This is a genomic window from Ensifer adhaerens, from assembly GCF_028993555.1.
Lineage (GTDB): Bacteria > Pseudomonadota > Alphaproteobacteria > Rhizobiales > Rhizobiaceae > Ensifer > Ensifer adhaerens_I.
Window position 1 is genome coordinate 763,505 of the sequence record NZ_CP118611.1, and the last position, 21,906, is coordinate 785,410.

General features: G+C 60.3%; 18 protein-coding genes. 14 read left to right on the forward strand and 4 right to left on the reverse strand.

Annotated features, from left to right (window positions below; all coding sequences use genetic code 11):
- Positions 1-6: 6 nt before the first annotated feature.
- Both PWG15_RS23860 and PWG15_RS23865 read right to left on the reverse strand, forming a co-directional pair.
- Positions 7-648, reverse strand: a complete 642-nt coding sequence (locus PWG15_RS23860; RefSeq protein WP_275026525.1) for a LuxR C-terminal-related transcriptional regulator — start codon at positions 646-648, stop codon at positions 7-9.
- Positions 649-653: 5 nt separating this feature from the next.
- Positions 654-2,081 (reverse strand): sensor histidine kinase, encoded by a 1,428-nt coding sequence (locus PWG15_RS23865; protein WP_275027190.1) that lies wholly within the window; start codon positions 2,079-2,081, stop codon positions 654-656.
- Positions 2,082-2,318: 237 nt separating this feature from the next.
- On the opposite strand from PWG15_RS23865, the gene PWG15_RS23870 reads away from it, so the two are divergent.
- Both PWG15_RS23870 and PWG15_RS23875 read left to right on the forward strand, forming a co-directional pair.
- Entirely contained in the window at positions 2,319-3,077 is a 759-nt protein-coding gene (locus tag PWG15_RS23870; protein WP_275026526.1) for a hypothetical protein, read from the forward strand.
- A gap of 63 nt (positions 3,078-3,140) precedes the next feature.
- Complete coding sequence (locus PWG15_RS23875; RefSeq protein WP_275026527.1) at positions 3,141-3,908, forward strand: EAL domain-containing protein; 768 nt, start codon at positions 3,141-3,143, stop codon at positions 3,906-3,908.
- 140 nt (positions 3,909-4,048) lie between these two features.
- Here the strand turns inward: PWG15_RS23875 and PWG15_RS23880 are convergent, their stop codons facing one another.
- Positions 4,049-4,318 carry a hypothetical protein gene (locus PWG15_RS23880; RefSeq protein WP_275026528.1) on the reverse strand — a complete coding sequence of 90 codons (270 nt, stop codon included), beginning with the start codon at positions 4,316-4,318 and terminating at the stop codon, positions 4,049-4,051.
- A 560-nt stretch (positions 4,319-4,878) separates the two neighbouring features.
- Here PWG15_RS23880 and PWG15_RS23885 point away from each other — a divergent pair.
- From PWG15_RS23885 to PWG15_RS23940, 12 genes are all read left to right on the forward strand, one after another.
- A complete protein-coding gene (locus PWG15_RS23885) occupies positions 4,879-5,922 on the forward strand; it encodes a PAS domain S-box protein (protein ID WP_275026529.1) in 1,044 nt (347 codons plus the stop codon).
- Positions 5,912-6,190, forward strand: coding sequence for a hypothetical protein (locus PWG15_RS23890; RefSeq protein WP_275026530.1), 279 nt, complete (start codon positions 5,912-5,914; stop codon positions 6,188-6,190). Before PWG15_RS23885 ends, PWG15_RS23890 begins: the two co-directional genes overlap by 11 nt.
- Before the next feature lie 494 nt (positions 6,191-6,684).
- A complete protein-coding gene (locus tag PWG15_RS23895; RefSeq protein WP_275026531.1) occupies positions 6,685-7,476 on the forward strand; it encodes a helix-turn-helix transcriptional regulator in 792 nt (263 codons plus the stop codon).
- Between the two features lie 567 nt (positions 7,477-8,043).
- Positions 8,044-9,159, forward strand: a complete 1,116-nt coding sequence (locus PWG15_RS23900; RefSeq protein WP_275026533.1) for an O-antigen ligase family protein — start codon at positions 8,044-8,046, stop codon at positions 9,157-9,159.
- 11 nt (positions 9,160-9,170) lie between these two features.
- Positions 9,171-10,022 carry an AAA family ATPase gene (locus PWG15_RS23905; protein WP_275026534.1) on the forward strand — a complete coding sequence of 284 codons (852 nt, stop codon included), beginning with the start codon at positions 9,171-9,173 and terminating at the stop codon, positions 10,020-10,022.
- A complete protein-coding gene (locus PWG15_RS23910; protein WP_275026535.1) occupies positions 10,019-11,047 on the forward strand; it encodes a hypothetical protein in 1,029 nt (342 codons plus the stop codon). Before PWG15_RS23905 ends, PWG15_RS23910 begins: the two co-directional genes overlap by 4 nt.
- Before the next feature lie 97 nt (positions 11,048-11,144).
- A complete protein-coding gene (locus tag PWG15_RS23915) occupies positions 11,145-13,325 on the forward strand; it encodes a pyruvate kinase (protein WP_275026536.1) in 2,181 nt (726 codons plus the stop codon).
- Between the two features lie 62 nt (positions 13,326-13,387).
- Entirely contained in the window at positions 13,388-13,927 is a 540-nt protein-coding gene (locus PWG15_RS23920) for an adenylyl-sulfate kinase (protein WP_275026537.1), read from the forward strand.
- 54 nt (positions 13,928-13,981) lie between these two features.
- On the forward strand, positions 13,982-15,238 hold the full coding sequence (locus PWG15_RS23925) for a cation:proton antiporter (protein ID WP_275026538.1): 1,257 nt from the start codon (positions 13,982-13,984) through the stop codon (positions 15,236-15,238).
- A gap of 42 nt (positions 15,239-15,280) precedes the next feature.
- Positions 15,281-16,420, forward strand: coding sequence for a PqqD family peptide modification chaperone (locus PWG15_RS23930; RefSeq protein ID WP_275026539.1), 1,140 nt, complete (start codon positions 15,281-15,283; stop codon positions 16,418-16,420).
- Positions 16,411-17,412, forward strand: coding sequence for a nucleotidyltransferase family protein (locus PWG15_RS23935; protein WP_275026540.1), 1,002 nt, complete (start codon positions 16,411-16,413; stop codon positions 17,410-17,412). The genes PWG15_RS23930 and PWG15_RS23935 overlap by 10 nt, the downstream gene beginning before the upstream one ends.
- 91 nt (positions 17,413-17,503) lie before the next feature.
- Complete coding sequence (locus PWG15_RS23940) at positions 17,504-17,803, forward strand: hypothetical protein (protein WP_275026541.1); 300 nt, start codon at positions 17,504-17,506, stop codon at positions 17,801-17,803.
- Between the two features lie 157 nt (positions 17,804-17,960).
- Here the strand turns inward: PWG15_RS23940 and PWG15_RS23945 are convergent, their stop codons facing one another.
- A complete protein-coding gene (locus tag PWG15_RS23945; protein WP_275026542.1) occupies positions 17,961-21,881 on the reverse strand; it encodes a metallophosphoesterase in 3,921 nt (1,306 codons plus the stop codon).
- Positions 21,882-21,906 lie beyond the last annotated feature (25 nt).

The window sequence follows — 21,906 nt, forward strand, 5'->3', positions numbered from 1 at the left end:
CGCCGATCACGCTTTGCGCGCATCGCGCAGTACCATGGCCGCTTCGGTTCGGTTCGCGACCCCCAGCTTCGTCATGATCTGCGTCATATGATGTTTGACCGTCTTTTCCTGCAGGTCCAGCTCTATCGCAACATGCTTGTTGCTCATGCCGGCTGCCACCAATTGCAGAACTTCCTTTTCGCGAGGCGTCAAGCTGGCGACCAGGGCTGACTTGCCTGATGTCGCCGGTGCCCGGCTGGACAGGAGCTTCGCCGACAAGGTCGGCGCTACGTATTTTTCTCCCGATGCGACCGTGCGAATGACATCGGCGAGCGTCCTTGCACCGACGCCCTTCAGCACATAGCCGGTGGCACCTCGGTCGAGCGCCGTGGTCACGTCGTCGCCGTCTTCCGAAACGGTGAGCATGATGATCTTCTGTGATGGGGCAATCTCCAAGACCGCCGGTATCGCCTCCAGGCCGCCACCGGGCATGGAGATATCCATGAGCATGACGTCTGGTCCGAGGCTCTTCACAATTTGGGTCGCGTCGTCCTTCGAGCTTCCCTCGGCGACGATCTCAAAGCCTTCGATCTCCGACAAGCTGCGGGTCACGCCCTCCCGAAAAAGGGGGTGATCGTCCACCACGGCAACGCGAATTGGAAACACCATGACTGTCAAATCTCCTTGACGCTGGTCGTCATGCGAACGGTGGTACCGGTCGCCGCAGCTCTAAGTTCGAACGTCCCGCCGAGACTTTCGATCCGTTCTCTCAAGCCGGCAAGACCAAGACTTGTGGGCAGAACTGTGTCAGGGTCGAAGCCCGGTCCACTGTCGACGACCTCGATCGTGACACGGTCGCCGTCCATCCACTGCGACACCCGTTGGCCGACGCCGCCTGCATGGCGAAAGCCATTGTTGAGGGTCTCCTGCACAAAGCGGTAGATACATATCTTCGCGGCCTGCGAGAGGCGCTCCGGAGGCTTCGTCAGGCGCAGCTCGACCGGACAACCCGTCCGTTGCTGATGGGCCTTCACACATCGTCGCAGGATATCGGCCAGGTCCGCCGTCTCTATCTGCGGCAGGACCAGACCGCCGCAGATCGTGCGGATCTCCTGCATTGCCTCGTCCAAGCTGGCCTTTATGGTGCCAATCTCACGTTCCCGGGTGCTGGCCGGCGTGGTGGCTCGCTTCAACGTTTCACTGTCCAGCCTTAGGGAGGCATAGGCAACAAGTTGAGCCGGGCCGTCGTGCAGGTCCGCACTGATGCGCCTCAAATAGCTCTCGTTCAAAGCGGTGGCACGCTGTGAAGCGCGCTGAAGGCGACCACGCAATGTCTCATTTTGTGTGAGCGATGCCGAAAGCTCGTCGACGCGTTGTTTGAGGGCATGACGTTGGCTCTCGATCGTCTTGCTTCCGCGAAGTACGATGGCCGACAGCACGACAAAGAAGGCAAGAGTGAAGGCTGCGACCGCCAACCAGGTATGCATGCGCGCTTGATTGAGGCTTTGTTGGAAGTCGTTGGCGACCTCATGGAACTCCGATACGGCAACGACCTGCCCGGACCAAGGCTGCAGAACGGGATTGTAGATTGCAAGCGTAGGCACGCTCCGACCCTCGTCAGTCGCTACATCGCCTTGTTCATCGAAACGTGCGGCCATCTTTCCGGAAAATGCCGTTTGTAGCTCGCCGCTGAGTTCAACCTTTGTGCCGACAGTGGCCCGATCACTCGAATAGAGAAGTGTGCCGTCCGACCGCCAAAGGCGAAACGAAAGAAGCCGAACGCCCAGCGCACCCTGGCCGAGCGTCTCGTCCAACGCGCGAGCCACGGTTTCGTCGAGCACCTCGTTCTTCTGCATGTCGGGCAGCAGCGGCGCGATCACGCTATCGACATAGAGAGCCGTAGTCGCGGCTGAGTTTCGGGTGACCGCATCCTCGATCCTGTTCGAAACGAAGGCGCCAACCAACACCATGGCGCAAGCAGCGACCAATCCCCCGATCAGCAGAAACTGCCGGGCAAGAGATTGAGAATTCCAGCGGGTGATGAGTTTGTTGACGCGCACCAGGTCTCTCGGATCGGCCGCCGGCTCGTACGGCGCGACGATTGTAGCAAGGCTGGTCCAACCTATCCACTCTGGAGGTGCGGTCAATGGTGCGGTCACCTCGGACGTTTTGATCGGACCTTTGATGCTCCCGGCTCAGACCTAAGTCCCGGGCGCGGAGGCAATGGTCGGGGCCCGGTGGCGCCGTATCGAGGGCGCAGATATCGTCTTGGCATCAAACGCCGCTCGCTTGAGTCCACGAGAAGGAAGTGAACGGCACGTTGGAATAAGGAGAATATCATGGCTATGACTCATCTCGTCGCCCGAAGCATCATGGCACTTACGCTGGCTGTCGCGCCTGTGACTGGCGTTGCTTTTGGTCTCGTCGACGCCGCCTATGCCAAGGGAGGCAATGGTGGCGGCAACGGTGGTGGCAATGGTGGTGGCAGCGACCATGGCGGTGGCCACGGTAATGACCGCGATGGCAACTCCGGCCACGGCAAATCCGATAACGCGCGTGGCAGCAACACGGAGACGAAGGGCAAGTCCGGCGAGAAGTCGCAGCAGAAATCCCACGTTTCGAGCGGTAAGGAAAAGGCGCATAAACCGAAGAAGGCTGAAAAGGTGGTCAAGTCTGAGCCGCTGGTTTCGGATCCGGTGGTCGAGCCTGTTCCAGTGGTCGAACCTGTGCCGGTGGTCGAACCTGTGACACCCGGGGGTACTCCGGGCTTCCGCTCGCTCAACCGCAACTACCACGCTTACCTCAATTCAAACGATCCGAAGATGGCCGGGATTAGGGCCTATGCGATCGCGTACGCCGAGTTCGAGGCTGAAAACGGCGAGGATGTCGTTCCCACGGACCCGGCGCTGAGCGACGAGGCGCTGCGCGATGCGCTCGCCGGGTTCACCAAGGACGGGGTGGTGACTGACGACATGGTCGATGAAGCCAAGGGAATACTCGGCGTTGGCCCGGCGGTCGGAAAGATCGATGAAATCCGCGAAACACTCCCGCCAGCGCCGGCGGACGAGACGGATCCGGACGCAGAACTCGCCCAGTAAAGCCAAGAGCAGGCGGCCGGTCGGCCTTGTTGCCGGACCGGCTGCCAACCAGGCGGAGTGAGAATGTTTGATCGTGTTGCGGAAGTCTTCGATGACGCAGTGGAACAGGGGCGCGTCGGCTTCTCACTTCAACATATCAATGCTGTCGCCGACGTCGGCAGCGTCCTCTATTCGGAATGCCTGGGACGACTCGTCAGACCGGATGGCGAGATTGCGACAGCCAGCGAGTTTATAGGCTATCTGGAGGCTGCGGGCCGTATCGCCGCACTCGACAGGCATATGCTCACCCTTGCGTTTGACTGGCTCGCATGCCACCCCTCCGGTGATCTCGGGTGCAACGTCTCGGTCCAGAGCATCTCCGACGAACGCAACAGGGACATTCTCTTCGACCTGTTGTTTGTAAACGCGCGGTTTGCATCGCGCCTCGTCCTCGAGTTGACGGAAAGCGTGCCGATCTCCGCTCTTCCGACCGTAGGTCGGTTTCTTCAAAGTGTGCAGGCCCTTGGTTACAGGATTGCCGTTGACGACTTCGGCACGGGGTTCTCGACGCCGGAGGCGCTGCTGTCCTTGCCGGTGGACATCGTGAAGATTGACGGGTTCTTCCTACGCCGCGGCCCGGGGGCCGCGGAGCGCTTTCTTTCGCACATGGTCGGCCTGGCATCTTGTGTCGCCCGGACAGTGGTCATCGAAGGTGTTGAAACCTACGCGCAGTTCGAAGCTGCACAGGCCGCCGGCGCAACCCACGTTCAGGGGTTCCTGCTGTCCGAGCCTACTCTCACTCCACTGTTTGGCGGGGCGGCGCACCATCGTTCGGGTATGATGGTCTGCTGAGAACTGAAAGGTCGGCAACCAACGACGACCCGACGTTCAGGTTCCTTCAAAATCGACAAACTGACCAAACGCCTTAACCCTTCTGCTCCCGCCGAAGCAGATCATTCCCCAGTTCGCACGGGTCCATCCACTGTGCAGAGCTAGTTGAGCACGCGCATCGGCGCACCGCGTCGCGGAAAGGATGTCGCCTCCGAGCGCGATCGCTCCAGCAACATGGCGTTTTCAAACAGGGTACCCTCGTCGCAGATTCCGCCGCGAATCTGGTCTGTCAGATACCGAACCAGGCGTCCGGCGCGCTGGCTGTTCGCAGGGATGTTCTGCCACAGGCAGACCCGGTCGAAGGTGCGCTGGAGCATTTCAAGCTCGGTTGCATTCCATTGGCCATTGAGATCATTACCTGCCCACTGCATTGAAACCTCCCTGGCGGCCGTGGTTCCGGCCCATCTTCCAGTTGACGCTTTCAGTTTCACGCGGGGTATCGCTGATGTTCGCTTCAACCCGCGGAGCCTCTTCGGGAAGACAAGCTTCAATTGTCCTATCTCCCACGCAGTCGTTCCTGATCGTCGGCCATCGGTCGGCGACCGGCCGGTCAATCTATACCTCTTCATGAAATTAAGCCAGTGACGATGGATTGCCGTGCTTGGCAAGGCGGGATGCGAGGAAATTGCCCTCCCGGGGTGGTGCGCCCCCGGCAATAGGTGGCTGTCTCGAAAGATGCGAGCGGCACTGGTTTCGGCAATGAACAGAAAACCGCCCGATCTCGGTGAGCCGCAAAATGCGGAGCACCGCCCCCGGGGCACCTGTCTGTGTGCCGGTCGTATTCGCCCACACTCCGTACTTCCAGGTTTGACGCCCCTGAGTTCGGGCTTCGAGTTGCCACCAGCGGAACATTTTGGGAGGTCGGACGTACTAGTTGGGCCGGGGCACATGAATCCGCAAATGAATGCCCGGACGGAAGCGAGCAGAACCGATGACGTCACGGCCATTCGATGAGGACGCAGTCGCCGACGATGTCCTTCGGGCGCGTTTCGCGGCGATCGTGGAATCGTCTTTCGATGCCATCGTCAGCAAGGATCTGGACGGCACCGTCCGTACCTGGAACGGTGCCGCGGAACGGCTCTTCGGCTATCCGGCCGACGAAATGATGGGCCGCTCCATCCTCACCATCATCCCGGCGCATCTTCACGAAGAAGAGATGAGACTGCTCAGCCGCCTGAGGCAGGGGGAGCGGATTGAACCGTTCGAGACGGTGCGCCAACGCAAGGACGGAAGATATGTGACGGTTTCGCTGACGGTCTCGCCTATTCGCAACGGCGTGGCCAAGATCGTGGGTGCGTCGGTGGTTGCGCGCGACATTACGTCTACCAAAGAAAAGGAGCGCCGCATTCGCCTTCTTCTACGTGAGGTCAACCATCGGGTTCGCAACCAGTATGCGATCATCCTTGCAATGATCAGGCAGAGTCGCGTCGAGGCATCCAATGCCGCAACTTTCCAGAAACGTATCGAAGAGCGCATCTGGGCATTGGCAGCCTCTCACGATCTGATTGCGTCAGCCGACTGGAAGGGGGCCGATCTCAGTGATCTAGTCGAGACGCAGATGGCCCCCTTTCATCCGGGCGACATCTATCAGGTCAACGGGCCGTCTCTGGCTTTGGTGCCCGTCGCGATCGAGAATCTCGGTATGGCGATCCACGAACTGGCGCTGAATTCGCTGCGCGGCGGCGTGCTGAAAGAGGGTGCCGGGTTGATTTCCGTGCGGTGGACGCTCTCAGAAAGGGGGCCGATCCGCGGCTTCTCGATCACCTGGGACGAACACGTCTTGCCGGGAAGCAAAGGTCCGAGCATTCCGCAATCCGGTTTCGGAGCCGTGGTGCTGCGGCGCAGTGTGGCGCAGGCGCTGAGCGCGACGGTCGACGTCGCCTGTGGCGACGGAATGCTAAAATGGCGGCTGGCTGGGCCAGCCGATCGCTTCCTGGAACCCTACCACGCAGCAACAGCGACCGATGAACCGTAGCCGGTCTGCGGTGCGCGCAATCAGCCTGGACGGCGCGGTCGCAGATATCGGCGGCCTCCTTATCGCTCAAGCTATAACCGGCGACGAGGACTTCGCGGTGAACGGCCATTATCGTCATAATGGCGATGAGGGGATCCGCGAGCACACCGTTATGACAGCGACGAGCGCCATGGCTGCTGCCGAAGGTGAACGAAGGAATGAAAACACTAAGCGTCGCCTCCATCGAGGGAACATCGCTGGCGAAGACGACCGCGACATACGCGAATAGAGAAAGCGTGAACCACTTTCAAAAACGTCGCACAGCGTCCGTGTAGCACGAAAAAATCAAGCAAAACGCAGGCGATTCCAAAAAAAACGCGCCTTTGGGGCCCGTCGTGGGGTACGTCAAAATTTGCTCCGAAACGCAATGCGCGTCGCTGAGATGGACACACCTCGGTGGTCATCTCATCCTGTCGCCGCATACCACGTAGGTGGGATATTCGATACCTAAATCATCGTAGCATATACGGATGGCGTACTTCCATTTTCATTCGCAACAGCCCAATTTGATCGTATTCCAGAGACGACCTTTGTAGTAGGCTGCAATTTGTCGACCGCTGTAGAGTATGCGTGTTTCGCGACAGTGGAGAGCCGCAGTCAAGTTAATGCGCGAGTTTGCTCTCCAAGTATTTCCGAAGTATATCGTATGGCCGAGTAGCGCAACCTGAGGGTTTCATTGCAGCGCGTGGTCTTAATATTTTCGGGTCGGGGAGCATTGAAATTATGATCTCAAAGGCATCGAACGCAAAGCAATTCGCTGGCAATACCACGCAACCTTTGTCCAGCGAACACTTCGAAGCCGTCAATCCGCCAGCGCCGTCAACACAGCAAGAACGCTTGCTCGTGATCATCGATGGACGTGCGCTTGACCGGCAATGCCTGGCGCAGAGCATCGTTGCTCAAAAATCGGACATGCGTGTGCTGGCTCTTGGATCAATCGAGGAATGGCGGCAGCAACGCGGTCAACGGCCCAGATTGTCCGCGATACTGTTGAACATAGGAAGCAGAAAGGTCTCGGAGCTCGCCGTCGCTGAAGAAGTTCGTAGGCTATCGTCGGAATTCGAGCCAGCGCCGGTCATCGTATTGGCCGACACGGACGAACTTGGTCAGATCATGAAGGCGCTCGAATGTGGGGCGAAGGGCTATATTCCTTCTTCCGTGAACATCGACGTATGCATAGAGGCGGTCTACCTTGCTTTGGCGGGAGGCATATTCGTTCCTGCCAGCAGCGTGCTTGCCATGCGGCAGTTGCTGGAGACGAGCGGCACGGCCGCGCGGCCGCTTGCTGGCATGTTCACAGCCCGCCAGGCTGAAGTGGCGGAAGCCCTCAGGCGCGGAAAGGCCAACAAGATCATCGCCTATGAACTCAACCTCCGCGAGAGCACCGTCAAGGTTCATATCCGCAACATCATGAAAAAGATCAAGGCCACGAACAGGACCGAAGTTGCTTACAAGATAAACGATCTGTTTCCTGGTGACCGTCTGACAGACGACACAAGCGGTCGGCATCGCTGACGAGACATTCGCGGGCGCGGCGTGCGCTGCACGATACCAAGATGCGTACTTGCTGCGTTTCAATCTGTGAACCTGTTTCGCACGTAGTTCTCTTGCATAAGTAAAGGCTACCGCCTATTCTAAGGGTTCTGGCAATTCAGCAGTTGCGCCATTGGCGGTAATGTTATCCTGCTGGCGCCGAAAGCGAAAACGCACCGGAAATGCAGGGGATACTCACCTGCAGTGCGGTAGCGTATTTAGATTTTCCGAACAGCGATCGAATGACAATCTAGTTCCTGCTAGACGTCGGCTGTTGAGAAGGTCGGCTATCTGAGACGCTGCCCTCCCGTCGTTCAAACAGAACCCCGTCACCCTGTCGTTTGACTTTACCGTGCCCCTGTTTCGCCCAGGTGAACTTTGCTGCAAGTCTCCCTCCTGTTGTTGATTGGGTCGATCTGGTTTCCGGGCGCCACGCGGATTGCCGGGACGGATGGCTCGCTTTCCTTCCTGTTGGCTCTGTTTTGCGCTGTGGTGGGCATTGCATCGTATGGCGCGCTCGGAAAGCGGATCCACCGAACCGAGGCGACCTTGGCAACGGCATTGCTTACGACAGCGGGCCTGATCATCATTCTGTCCCTGTTGTCGATGCTCCACGCCGACAATCCGATGCGAACCATGCGCGCGATCTTCGCGCAGATCTTCGGTTTTGCCACGATCCCTGCGATTGCTGCACTCTCGGCCAGGCCGGACGGCAGCCTTCTGATCGATCGGCTGGTTTCGGCGATGATCATCATGAGCGTCGCAACTGCGTGCATCGTTATCGCCGGGCTCGGCGGCGCCAAGTTCGCGGATAGGGCAGAAGGCTATTTCAAGCATGCAAACCAGTTGGGAATAGCACTTTCGGCTGGCCTGCCACTTGTCGGCGCCCGGCTGGTCACCGCGCGAAAACACCGGATGTTGCTCGCCGGCTGCCTGGTTGCGGTACTGCTTGGATTGGTGAAGTCCGGTTCCAAGACGAATTTCGTCGTCGGCGTCAGTGGCCTCGGGCTTTTCTTTGCCTTGTATGCTGTCTATCTCGCAGTCAGGAGACAGCGTCCGTTGACGGTCATCGCGGGGGTGATTGCGGCACCCTTGGTGCTCCAGGCGGCCCTGTTCATCCTGCAATCCCTCAATCCACGTGCGCACAGGCTGCTGATGACCCAATTGTCGGGCGGCGAGGCGCATTCGATGATCTCGCGCGAGCGGCTGTGGTCTATCTCGATTGACCTGGGCCTTGCGCATCCGTTCACGGGTGTCGGCGCGGGCCAGCCGATCGGCGATATCGCCCCCCACAGCCACAACCTGTTCATCGAGTATTTTCGCACGCTGGGTGTTCCCGGTGTCGGACTGATCACCATCATGGTGTTGCTGGTCGTTGTCATCCTCGTCGGTGCTGTTGTTCCCACCCTGTTGGGCCAAGGCAAGAGCAAGTACGCCAGCACCAACGCCATGCTGCTTGGGTCTGCAGTCTGTGTTTGGAACTATCTTGTGGCGAACCAGATGAGCGACTCCTTCGGCCCGTCGACGGCGCCGTTCTTCTGGATCCCGCTGGCACTGCTGATCGCCTATCGCAGCATGCAGCGATCGCCGACGCCAGAGATCGGTGAGCGCCGCTTGACTTACTACGAGGCCATCCCGGGCGCTGCGCAGACGTTGGGAACGTGAGGGCGGCCGCCTTGGATACGGACCGTACGGGGTCGCCGCGGCTGGAAGCGATGTCTGGAGGCGAACGGCAGGCTATCGGCACTCGACCGCTGCCAGCGGGTATTCGTTTCATCGAGTTCTTCGGTCTTCCGGGAATCGGGAAGACAACCGCATCCCATCTGTTGGCTGAAAGGCTGCGGCGCACCGGTTCACGCGTCGATGAAAAGAGGATGACGTGGGAAGACAAGCCGCTCGTCGCGCGCCAGCTAAACAGGTTGAGCCTTGTCCTACCAAGATTGCGCAATCATGACTTTCGCTCGATCGCGTTGCGAACTGCCAGGTATGTCGCCGAGGATGGACAGGAGGCGCCTGCGGACCTGATGCGCTGGACTTGGAATCTGTGGTCGGTCGCCGCCTACCTTGCCGAAGAGCGATCGAAGGATGTGGACGTCACGATCCTTGATCAGGGCCTGCTGCAAGGCTTCTGGTCCGTTCTGCTGAAGAGCCGACATAGGGGTACTTCAGAGCACTGGCTGGATATCATGTCTGCAATCGGGCTGGACGATATCGTCTTCGTCGATTTGCGCGGTAGCACCGATCTTGCTCTCAATCGGGTTCGAGGCAGGGATGATCGCGCCTCCAGGCTGCAACGCGAGCCTTCAACGGGCCAGCTGTCGCTCTGGACCAAGGCGGAACGCGCCTATTGTGCGATCGCGGCCGACCTTTGGAAGACACAGGCCGCAGCGCGCGGCATGCCGATGTTTGCAGTCGTGGACATGATGGCCTCTGCCTCGCCGGACGAGGTGGCGGACAAGACGTTGCAAGCAGTGCTTCTGACCTACCAGCGTCGGCATAGCGCCATCGAACCGGGAGGCCAAACATGAACCTCGATCGCCGCTCATTCATGCGCCTTGCTGGCGTTGGTCCCGCCCTCGCACTGTTGACCGGATCTGCCGTGAGCGACGACCGGCGGGCACCAGTCGACGAAGACGATCTGGAAGGCACACGCGTCGTGCTAAGCGGCGAATTCGGCTACGCGCAGAAGACGTTGCGCAATCTTCCGCCCGAAACCACCGTTGATGCCACGCGGGCACTTTTCACTGTCGCCAACAGCCGGAACACGGCTCCGAATGCAATCCTTGGCTGCGATATCGGTATGCAGCCGGTCAACCCCTATCCGGTTGTCCTTCGCGATTGCCCCGAGGTTCATTTCGTCGGCGGGCGCATCAATGGCGAAGTGCCGCTTGATACGGACTGGGCGCACACCTACTGCAACAGTGCCGGCCTGCTCGTCAAAGACGGAACGACACGGCCGACAATCGAGGGCCTGCGGGCGCGCCGTTGTTGGGATGGCATTCGCCTGACAGACCAAGCGAACGGCTTTCTCCTCAAGAGCTGCTGGCTGAGCGAGATCAGGGACGATGCAGTGGAAGATGACTATCTTCTCGGCGGTGTCATTCAAGATTGCCTGTTCGACGGCTGCTTTTCGGGCATAAGTCTCGACCCGGCATCAAATGATCGCGATGGCAGCAAAGGGATCGTGACGGTAGATCGATCACTGATCCGCATGCAGGCTTACCTTGCCAAAGGCGATATAGTCCACCAAGCGCCTGTCAAAGCCTCCGACGTATCCCCACAGCTGAAAATTACGAACTCGGTGTTCGCGCTTACTTCGCCAAAGATGCGCGGATTTCGGCGTTTGGAACGAACCTGGCAAAGAGTGTCTGAAAGCCACGGCAACATGCTTTTGTGGCTACCTGATGAACCGATCCCGCCAGAACTGCCGCTTCCATCCGCAGGCTTTGAGTTGCTGACGGGCAATGACGCCCGCGACTATTGGAACAAGTCCCGGCGGCAATGGATCACCGCGCATCCGGAAGTTCCCCGATTTTTCGATGACGAACTGTGACGGCTCCAAACCGAATGCGCGAGATGTGCCGGGCAGGGCATCTGACAAGCGCGCTCATGATCCTTAAATGCATCGAACCCGATCAGAGGTGAAAGCCATGAAAGCAAGACAAGTCGAGCTGCTGTGCACTCTGGGTCCGGCGTCGCTCAACGACCGGGTGATCCATTGGCTTGAGCGGACAGGCACATCGCTCCTGCGTCTCAACCTGTCGCACACCAAGGTCGAAGATATCGAGCGCATTATCGGCTTCATCAAGCAGCGTACATCCGTACCGCTTTGTCTGGACACAGAAGGCGCCCAGGTCCGCACGGGGCCATTTGCCGACGGCAAGGTGACCGTGCGGGAAAATCGATTTTTGACGGCGCATGCCCGGCCGGTCTCGGGTGACCAGTCCGCCATCAGCCTCTACCCGGCCTACATCGTCAGCAAGCTCGAAGTCGGCGACTTCGTCAGCATCGACTTCAATGCGGTTCTGTCCCAGGTTGTTGAGAAGCGCGACGAAGAGGTTGTTCTTCGGGTCCTGAACGGCGGAGAGATCGGGCAGAACAAGGCCGTGACGGTTCAGCGTACCATCGAGATGCCGCCGCTAACGGAAAAGGACATTGCCGCGATTGCTATCGGCCGGCGAATGGGAATCCGCCACTTTGCGCTTTCCTTCGCCCACCGTGCCTCCGACGTGGATATCATCCGCTCCCATGCCGGTAGCGACGCGACGATTATATCCAAGATAGAGTGCCTCAGTGGACTGCGTCATCTGTCAGCCATTGCCGAAAGGTCTCAGGCGATCCTCATCGATCGCGGCGACCTTTCGCGCGAAGTTCCGATCGAACAGATCCCGGCAATACAGAAAATGATCATCAGCCAGGCGAAGGCGCATGGCGCCAAGGCCTATGTGGCAACGAACCTGCTCGAGTCGATGACCAGCGCGCCCACTCCCACACGCGCCGAAGTCAACGATATCTATAACACGTTGGCCGATGGCGCCGATGGTCTTGTTCTGGCGGCAGAGACTGCGATCGGTCAGTATCCGGTCAATTGCGCGCGGATGGTGACAAAGGTCGCCCAGCAATTCCTGCGGAACGCCAATAATGGCGGGCGGCCCATCCGCGTGCGACCATCGGCGCTCACTCCGGGGGTGGAGCCCCATGGCGGGCGCCTCGTCTATCAGGCGGTGGGCCCGGCCGAAATTCGCGACATCAAGCATTTGCCGGCGATCATGGTCGCTGACGAAGAATTGACCGACGTAGAGCAAATTGCTCGCGGCACCTTCTCACCACTGCGCGGTTTCATGGACAGGGCCTGCCTGGAGAGCGTTCTGGAGGAAAAGCGGCTGCCTGGCGGGCCAATCTGGACAATGCCGGTTCTTTTGGCCGTGCCGAAAGAAACAGCGACCCGCTACGCTAAGGGCGACCGCATCCTGTTGTCCGCGCAAGGCGGATCGCCACATTCCGTACTCGATGTGTCCGAAACCTACGAATTCCAACCTGAGCATCTCGCGCGCAAATGGTTCGGCACGGCATCAAGCGAGCATCCCGGCGTCGCTCGCGTCCTCGCGCGCGGTGGTCATTTTCTCGCCGGCCACGTCACGCTCGTGCAGCCGCTGCAATTGCCCTGCCGGCGTTATGACCTGACCCCGTCGCAACTCCGGACGGTTTTTGCTCACAAGGGCTGGAACCGGGTGGTCGCATTCCACGGCCGCAACCTCGTTCATCGCGGTCACGAGATGATCCAGCTCGAGGCCCTGGAACGCACCTATGCCGATGGCCTGTTGATCAACCCCATTGTCGGGCATACCAGCCGCGGAGACTTCCTGCCGCATCTGATCCTCGATGGCTATCAGGCCATGCTGGACTACGGCATTTACCCGGCGGGCAAGGTGGTGCTGTCAAGCTTCATCACCTATCCGCGATTTGCTGGCCCCCGCGAGGCCGTTTTCACGGCGCTCTGCCGCAAGAACATGGGCTGTAGCCACATCATTGTCGGACGCGATCACTCCGGCGTCGGCGACTTCTACGGAGCAAATGCCGGTCGCGAGCTTTTCGACGAACTCGGTGATATCGGCATCGAACCGATCTTCTTCGACGCGGTTGGTTACGACACCCAATCCGAACGCTATGTCGACTTGAGTGCCTGCGGAACAGCAAGCCCGATCAGCGGTACCGAGATCAGGCGCGCGCTGAAGGCGGGCGAAGCATTGCCGAACTGGATGATGCGCTCCGAGGTGCAGGATGTCGTTCGGGCAGAGCTGATGATGAAACACGCGCTGTTCCAGGAATAGCGCCAGGAAGGGGAGGATAGACTGTGCAAACAAGGACACATCTACAGCCCGAAAACCGGCACGTGCGCTCTCTTCCGCAGGCCGGAACGGTCCTATGGCTGCTTGGACCAACATCGGCCGGCAAGACCACGCTGGCAACACGCGTGGTCGCCGATCTGAGGACGGCCGGGATTCCCGCCATTCTCTTCGACGGTGATGAGGTACGCGGCTTCTTCGGTACTCAGCTCGGCTTCGGTGCAGAAAGCCGGCTCCTTGTCGTATCGGTGCTGGCGCATCTGGCGAACAAAGCGGCCGAGGCCGGCCTGAACGTGGTCGTCGCGGCGCTCACCGCGGGTGAGGATGCACGCGAATATGTGCGCAAGAATGTAAGGAACCTGACGACGGGCTATGTTGCCTGCTCCATTCAGGGTTGCGCAGAGAGAGACCCGAAGGGCCTCTACGGCAAGGCCATGCGTGGCGAGATCGATACCCTGATCGGCTACAACACTACCTACCGGCCGCCGGAAAACCCCGACTTCGTTCTCGATACGGAACTCCACTCGCTCGATGAACTGGCCGCCCGTGTCGTCGCCACCTACACCAGGATTGACGGTCGTGCGTGACATGCGCGGCTCCATCGTTGACCGTCCGGTCGCGCCGATATCCGAGGCTGCGTCATGAGCGATGCCGAAACTGCTCGTTTCTTCCTGTCCCTGGTGTTGCTGCTCGTTGCAGCGCTGGCTGGCGGTCAACTGTTCGAGCGGCTGAAGATGCCGCGCGTTATCGGCGAGATAGCCGGGGGCATCGTGCTTGGCCCGTCTGTGCTCGGCGCGATTTCGCCCGAGGCACACAAGTCGCTGTTTGCGGCTTTCCCGGCGCAGACCGCGCTGCTGACTGCGTTCTATTGGTTCGGCCTCGTCCTTCTGATGTTCACGGCCGGCTTCAAAGTACAGGCAGAGGGAGTGGGTGGAGCTGGCCGGATTGTTGTCGCGCTGGTGGTCGGCGCGCTGATGATCCCGTTTGCGTTCGGTTATGCGGGCGCTTCGCTCTTCGCGGATACCCAGCTTGGCGATCCCTTCGCCTTCAAACTGGTTATGGGCATAGCTGCCGCCGTCACGTCGATCCCGGTCATTTCGCGGATATTCCTCGATCTGGGCTTGATGGGAACGCCTTTCGCACGCAACGTCATCGGTGCCGCCACGATCCAGGATCTCATCCTCTGGACGATCCTCGCCGTCGCCACCGCCGTCCAGCATGGCGAGGCGGCGAATGCCGTCGGCATTGGGCGAGTGGTCGCCATCACGCTCGGTTTCGTGCTCGCCTCTCTCTTCTTCGCGCCCGCAGTCGTCAGGGCGCTCCGCCGCTGGATCATCGGCAAATTCAGCGAGGCACCTTTTACCGGCTACACCATGTTGCTGTGCTTGATCTTTGTCGCCGTGGCGAGCCTGTTGAATGTGAACATCGTTTTTGCAGCGCTTGTTGCGGGCCTTGTTATGGCCCGGTTTCCCTCGCGGCACCTCGCTCCTGTCAAACAGCACATCGCCGACATCGCGATTTGGTTTTTCGTCCCGATCTACTTCGCACTTGTCGGGCAACGGCTAAACCTGGCGCAGGAGTTCGATGCCGGTTTGACTGTTCTGTTCATCAGCATGAGTACGGCAATCAAGCTCTTGAGTTGCACGCTTGCCGCGAGAACGGCCGACTGCGACTGGGCGAGGGCATTCGACTATGGCGTCGCCATGAACACGCGCGGCGGGCCAGGCATCGTGCTTGCCAGCGTGGCGCACGCCGCTGGCATCATCGACGGCCGGATGTTCACGGCCCTCGTGCTGGCGTCGATCCTGACCTCGTTTGGCACTGGGCTCTGGTTGCGTTGGCGAATGGTGCGTGATCCCAAGGTATTTGCCGGATTGGCCGGGGCGCCGGCCGAGTGAGGGTGTGCGGCCGCCAGTGCCGCGGGTTGAGGGGGGATGCCGATGCAGGGCCATTTGCGAGCGCCGGGCGACGGTGCGTCGGCGCGCTTCGTTACCCAGGCGCGGCTCGTGCGCATTAGGGGGCAGAATGTTCTGTTCAGTGCTTCGCAGCACGCGATCTTCGCCCTCAACGATACCGCCGCCGATATCTGGCGGCTCCTGGAGGAAGGAAAGCCCGCCGAAGCTGTCGCGCGCGGCATTGCGCGCGACAGCTTCGGCGCCCGCGATGCGCAAGGACAGGTCAGGGCAGCGCTGGGGGATTGGCAGCGTCTGGGATTGATCAGGCCCGACATCTCGCCGCGCGATGTTGCGGCACAGGGGCATGTGAGCCAGACGCTGCGCGTTGCCGGTCGCAGCACGCGCATCCTCTATCCCAAAGCCCACGCCCTTCCGACGATGGCTACATTCAGGCATCTCGAGGTCGGGGAGGGCGATGCCGACGTCGTGTTCCAGCTGGTGGCGCACGGTGGCCGGCTCCACCTGTTTCGCAATGGCGAATGGATCGTGGCGTCTGCTCCAAACGAGATGGCGACAATCCTGAAGGGGGAAATGCTGAACGATGTCCTCAGGGCCGCCACCTACGAACTGGCGCTTCACGCGGCCGCGCTCCTTAAAAACGAGCGCCTGGTCCTTCTCTGCGGCGAGCCGGGGGCTGGCAAGACAACCCTGACTTTGGCGTTGGTCCATGCCGGGTTCGGTTTCGCGTCGGACGATGTCGCGCTGCTGCATGCTGATGGGCGCTGTGTCGGCCTCCCGTTTGCACCTGCCGTCAAGTCGGGCGCGTGGCCGCTGCTTGCGGATTACTTTCCGGACCTCGACGCCGCGCCGACCTTCCGCCGCCCGGACAACCGGCGTGTGCGCTATCTCGCCCCGAACGCATCCACCTCCGTGACAACTGAATCCTGGCCTGTGGGCTCAGTCATTCTCCTCCATCGAGATCGCGCTGCGCAGCCGGGCCTTTATGCGATCGACCCGGTGGATGTCTTAAGAGGCCTTGTTGGCGGCGCCTTCGCACCCGGCGGGGAACTTGGCGACACCGGCTTCGACGTGCTGGCTCGTGTCATAGGGGCCGTGAAGGCCTATCGTCTGACCTATTCCGGGCTCGATGAAGCGGTCGGGCTGATTGAGCGGGCATGCGCATGAAGCCCGCCTCGAACACGCTCGACGCATTGATCGCGGGCCTGCGCGGCAGGATTGTTGATCAGCCGGATTGGCAGGGGATGATTGCCCTGGCGAACCAAACCTTGCTTACGCCGGCCTTGTTCACATCACTTGAGCGGGCAGGTCTCCTAGAGCGCGTGCCGGGTGATGAGCGTGACTATCTTCAGTTTATCCGCGATTGCAATCGAGAGCGCAATGTGCGGCTGCGGTCGCAGTTGAATGAAGCCGTTGCTGCTCTCAACGGAATTGGCGTTGCTCCGGTTCTGTTGAAGGGTGCCGTTCCGCTGTTTCGCTCCCAAGTTGCGCTCGACCGGATAACGAGTGATCTCGACCTGGCGGTTGCAGCGCGCGACGAGGCATTGGCTCAAGCCCGTTTGGAAGAGCTTGGCTACGTTCCCTTGACCGACGGCCGCGGCTTGGTGCGCGATCTCGACGTCGGCGTGCTGGAGTTGCGATCGTATCGTGCGGATGGCTTTGCGCGTCCCAAGTTGGTCCGGCAGGGCGACTACGTGGTGAAAATCCCTTCGCCTCAGTCTCGCTGCCTGCACTGGATCGCGCATGACCTTCTCAAGGAAGGCGACTACTGGCGAGGAAGGATCGATCTCCGGCACATTTTTGACCTGGCGCAGCTTGCCGAAAGCGAACCAGTCGACTGGGCTGGGCTTCGAGCGTCCCTGCCGGACAAGAGCGCGCGCAATGCCGTCGATACACAGTTGCTAGCCCTTTATCGCTTCTTCGGGACGAGCATACCGCGCGAATGCGGAGAGCGGGCGCTGATCCGGTTTCAGCATTGGAGGCGGGTGTTTGCTTCGTCTCATCCGATCCTGGGCTGGCCGTTGCGCCTCGCTGGCAACCTGTTGTGGGGCGCAAGGCGGTTTTCCCGCGTGCGTGACCTCGCGCGCCACGATCCAGTTCATCTTGCTCACCGGATCGCGATCGTTCTTCTAAACAAAAATCTTCGCTCGAAGGTCTGAAGTATCTCTTCGTAATAACAGGCGGTTGCGTTGTCTTTTGTAAAATGATAATATATTAAAATAATCCAAAAGCGCCGACAAGGGGAGTTTCATGTCTGTAAATTCTCACCAAGATGTAGAAAAAATGCCGGAACAGCTTAACACTGAATCTGAGGCGCGTCGGAATTTTCTTTTGAAGGCGGGAAAATTTGCTTCAATAACGCCGCCTGCAATAACATTATTGCTTGGTACGAGCCTGAGCTCGCGTGCCATTGCCAAGTCCTGTGGATCGCGCCCTAAACAGAAGGCGCACTCGGGAAAGGGATGGGGAGACAAGAAGCACGCCCACTCGGGGCCGCGCGGCCAAGTGAAGAAACTCGCCAGCCTGGATCTTGGCAAGCACAAGAAATGACCCGCAACGAGCGAAGGCGGGCGCCTTAATACGACGCGGTAATCTCTTCGTTATCGAAAAAAAGCCGGCAGAAATGCCGGCTTCTTTCGTTTCATCATTGTTTCGCTGGCAACGGAGGGCGACTTTACCGGCCGGAACGTCGCAGAGGTCAGTTCTTTCAGACAAGCAGGCCTGACCGGACGAAGTTGTCGTCATGGAGTTGCTCCGCCCTGACGCCGAGCAATGTCAGGTGGTCCGTGCCGCTCAGATTGGCAACCACGTTGGCGCCCTGGTTTGTTGCCACCTGCCGGAATTCGCTGGCGCTGTCGATGCCAAACGCGCGCAGGTCAAGGACGTCACCTGTGCTGGCACCGGCGCGGAAGTTCAGGATCGTGTCGTTGCCATCACCAGTCTGGAAGACGAAGAGGTTGCTGTTCTTGCCGCCGACCAGCGTATCGTTGCCGCGCCCGCCAGTCAGCGTCGCATTGCTTCCGAGCCCCCAGAGGTAATCGGCACCGGTCGTACCGTTCAGCACATAACCACCATTGGTGATCGTCGGAGCGCGACCCATGGGAGTCGAGATGAAGTAGGAGTCCGTCAGCGAGCTGGTAGTGGTGGTCCCGTTGAAACTGGTGACGTGGTAGAATTCGATCAGCATGCCCTGATCGGTGATCGTCACAAGGCTGGCGCCGACATTGGGAACGTCACGCCCCGCGCCACCGAGACCGGTGGTGGTGTACGGAAGCTGAAGGCCGTCGCCGTTATCGTCGCGGTTTTCGCGGTAGTAGTTGTGCTCGTGGCCGGCGAAGACTGCGTTTACGCCCCATGGCTCGTAGGGCCAACGCATTGTGCTGGTGCTGCCGCTTGGATTGTAGGCCGTGTGGTGGAAGTAGGCGATGTTGAAGCTCGCGTTCGACGCATCGAGCGTTGCGTGCATCCATTGGCCCTGGACCGACGTCGCACTGCGGCCGTCCGTCTCTTGGCTGTTGCTGTTCAGCGCGAAGAAATGCACCGGCCCGATCTGGAAGTCGTAATACCGTTCGTTGTCGGGCAAGGTGAAGTAATTCAAGTAGTTGGTGAAATTGTTCTCGTTGTATTCGTGGTTTCCAAGCACAGGAAAGAAGCGGTTGATGGCGCTCCCGGCGCCATAGGCGCCCTGATAGTTGCCGATATAGTCGTGATACTGCTGACCTATGGCGCCATCCATTGTCTGCGGCGCATAGACGTTGTCACCGACGGTGAGGGCGAAATCGACGTTCCAGCTATGAATGAGCGCTGCGACCGCCTTTTCTCCATTGAGGCTGGTATCGCCGAAATCGCCGAAGACTGCGAAGCGGTACAGCGTCTGTGGTCCCGCTTGGGCAGCAACGTTGACGGTGTAGTCGTGTGTGGCCGTGCTGCCGTCCGACGATGTTGCCGTTACGTGAAGGGTGATCGACGGTTCGGTTTGCGCATTGAGCGTGCCGGTGGCGGATCTGGTGATGACACCGTTGGCATCGATGGCAAATCGTGTGTCGGCAAGACTGTAGGTGACGGTCGAGCCGGCGTCGGGGTCGCTCGCTGAGGCGGTGATGCCGACCCTGGTGCCGGCGGCAGCTGTCTGGGCGATCCGGTCTGTGGCCGTATCGGTGTCAGCCGGCGTTCTGAAATTGACCGGTTCCTGGCTGTTGAGAATGTTCAGGGTGTAGGTCTGCATGGCGGTGCTTCGGTCGGACGATGTTGCCGTGACCGTCAGCGTGATCGAGGTCTGGGTTTCGAAGTCGAGTGTGCCGACGCCGGAGCGGGTGATGACGCCGTTCGAACCGATGGAGAAGCGCTGATCGTCGATGCTGTAGGTCACGGTCGAACCGGCATCCGGATCGGCCGCCGAAGCGGTGATGCCGATGGCTGTGCCGGCGGCAGCCAGTTCTGCAATCTGATTGAGGGCCGGATCTGCGTCGGTGGGCGTGTTGAAGACGACCGGAGCGCTTGCCGGCGGCACGTAATACTCGATGTGCAGTAGCGGCGCTGCCGCGGCGTTGCTGTCAAAGGCTCGTGCGGTGCGGGTGCCGGTGCCGGTGACAAGGAGCACCATGTCATTGAGCGCTGCCCAGCCGCCCCGGTCGATGATCTCCTGGACGATCGCCTTCAAGTCCGGTGTGCGCTGCGCAAGCCCCGCCGCACCGCGCGTCGTCCAGTCCGCCGGGGCCCAGGCGACCGATGCATCCGTTATGGCACGGGTAGACACATTGAACTGAGCGGTCGTGAAGGCGGCGGCGTCATCGACATCCTGGCCGCGGATCAGCAACGATATCGCCCCCGTGCTCACCTGGTCGACGGTGAACTGGATATAGGCGTTGGTGATGATCGCCCCCTTGGGGATGTCGATGCCGGTAAAGCGCATGCCGACCGTCTGCACCTTGGCGCCGTCGACCGTCAGTTCCAGGTCGCTGCTATTGGCCGAGACCGCGCCGGAGGCCGCTTCCTCGACATCGTCGAGGCTGGCGAGAACCCTCTTCTCGAAGATCATGCTGTTGGTGGCGGGCGGACTGTTGATGATGGTGTAGTCGCGCATGGCGGTGCTGCCATCGGACGAAGTCGCGGTCACCTGGAGCGTAATCGTCGGCTCGCTTTGTGAATTGAGTGTTCCGATCGCGGAACGGGTGATGACGCCGTTACCGTCGATGGCGAAACGCGGATCATTGACACTGTAGGTCACGGTCGAGCCCGCATCGGGATCGCCGGCCGAAGCTGTGATGCCGACCCTGGTCCCGGCGGCGGCATTCTGGGCGATCCGGTCGGCCGTCGGGTCACTATCGGCCGGGTTGGCGAAGGCGACCGGTTCCTGGCTGTTGAGGACGCTGACTGTGAACGTCTGGTTTGCCTTGCTGAGGTCCGAAGACGTGGCCGTCACCGTCAGCGTGATCGAGGTCTGGGTTTCGAAGTCGAGCGTGCCGACGCCTGACCGTGTGATGACGCCATTTGCGTCGATGGCAAAGCGTGCGTCGTCGATGCTGTAGGTGACGGTGTCGCCGGGGGTGGGATCGGTCGCCGACGCCGTAATGCCGATGGCCGTGCCGGCGGCTGCGAGCTCGGCGATCTGGTTTGTGATGGGATCGGCGTCGGTAGGCGAATTGAAGACAACCGGATCGCCGGTCGGCGGTACGCTGTATTCAATGTGCAGGAGGGGCGCAGCCGTCGGGCTGCCGTCATAGGCTCTTGCCGTACGCGTGCCGGTGCCGGTGATCAAGAACACCATGTCGTTGAGCGCCGCCCAACCGTCACGGCTGACGATCTCCTGGATGATTGCACTGAGGTCGGGCGTACGTTGCGCAGCGCCTGCCGCACCGCGCGTTGACCAGTCCACAGGTGCCCAGGCCACGGACGCGTCGGTTGTCAGGCGCGAAGTGACGTTGAACTTGGCCGTCGTGAAGGCCGCAGCGTCGTCCACGTCCTGGCCGCGGATCAAGAGCGAGATCGTCCCCGTGCTTACCTCATCGACGGTAAACTGGATGTAGGCATTGGTGATGATTGCGCCCTTGGGGATATCGATGCCGGTAAAGCGGATTCCGACAGTTTGGCCGACACCGTCGTCAACCGTCAATTCGAGGTCGCTACTGGTCAGGGACGTCGAACCGCTTGACCGTTCCTCCGCATCGTCTGCGCTCGAGGCCACCCGGGTTTCGAAGACTGGATCGGCTGCAAGTGCGGCGAATGTGGCGCTGTTGGCTGTCGCCGTGCCGGGATCGGCGGCGTCCGACGTCGGCCCCGTTGCCAACGCGCCGGATGGCCGCAGCGTGTTCTCTTGCGCGTCTCCCTTCAGCCCGGCCCCGCCGACAGGCGTAGCTGCGCTGTTCGTGTCGACAACAGAACCTTGGTCATCGTTGCTTGCAATGGGGAAGAGATGGTCGCTGCGATCGGTGGAGGTGGAAGAGCCCCAGTTCCCATACATGTCACTCAATGAACGCGGGTGAGCCGCCGTCAACCGGATGGAGACGATCGGATCCGCGGCGAGATCGTCAAACAGGTAATTGCCGTCGACGTCAAAACTCAACGCAAACTCGATTGCGAGGAGTTTCGGGTCGTCGAGGCCGGACGGGATGCGGGACAGCTTGGACATGTCCAATCTCCTTTCCGCGGCTTGC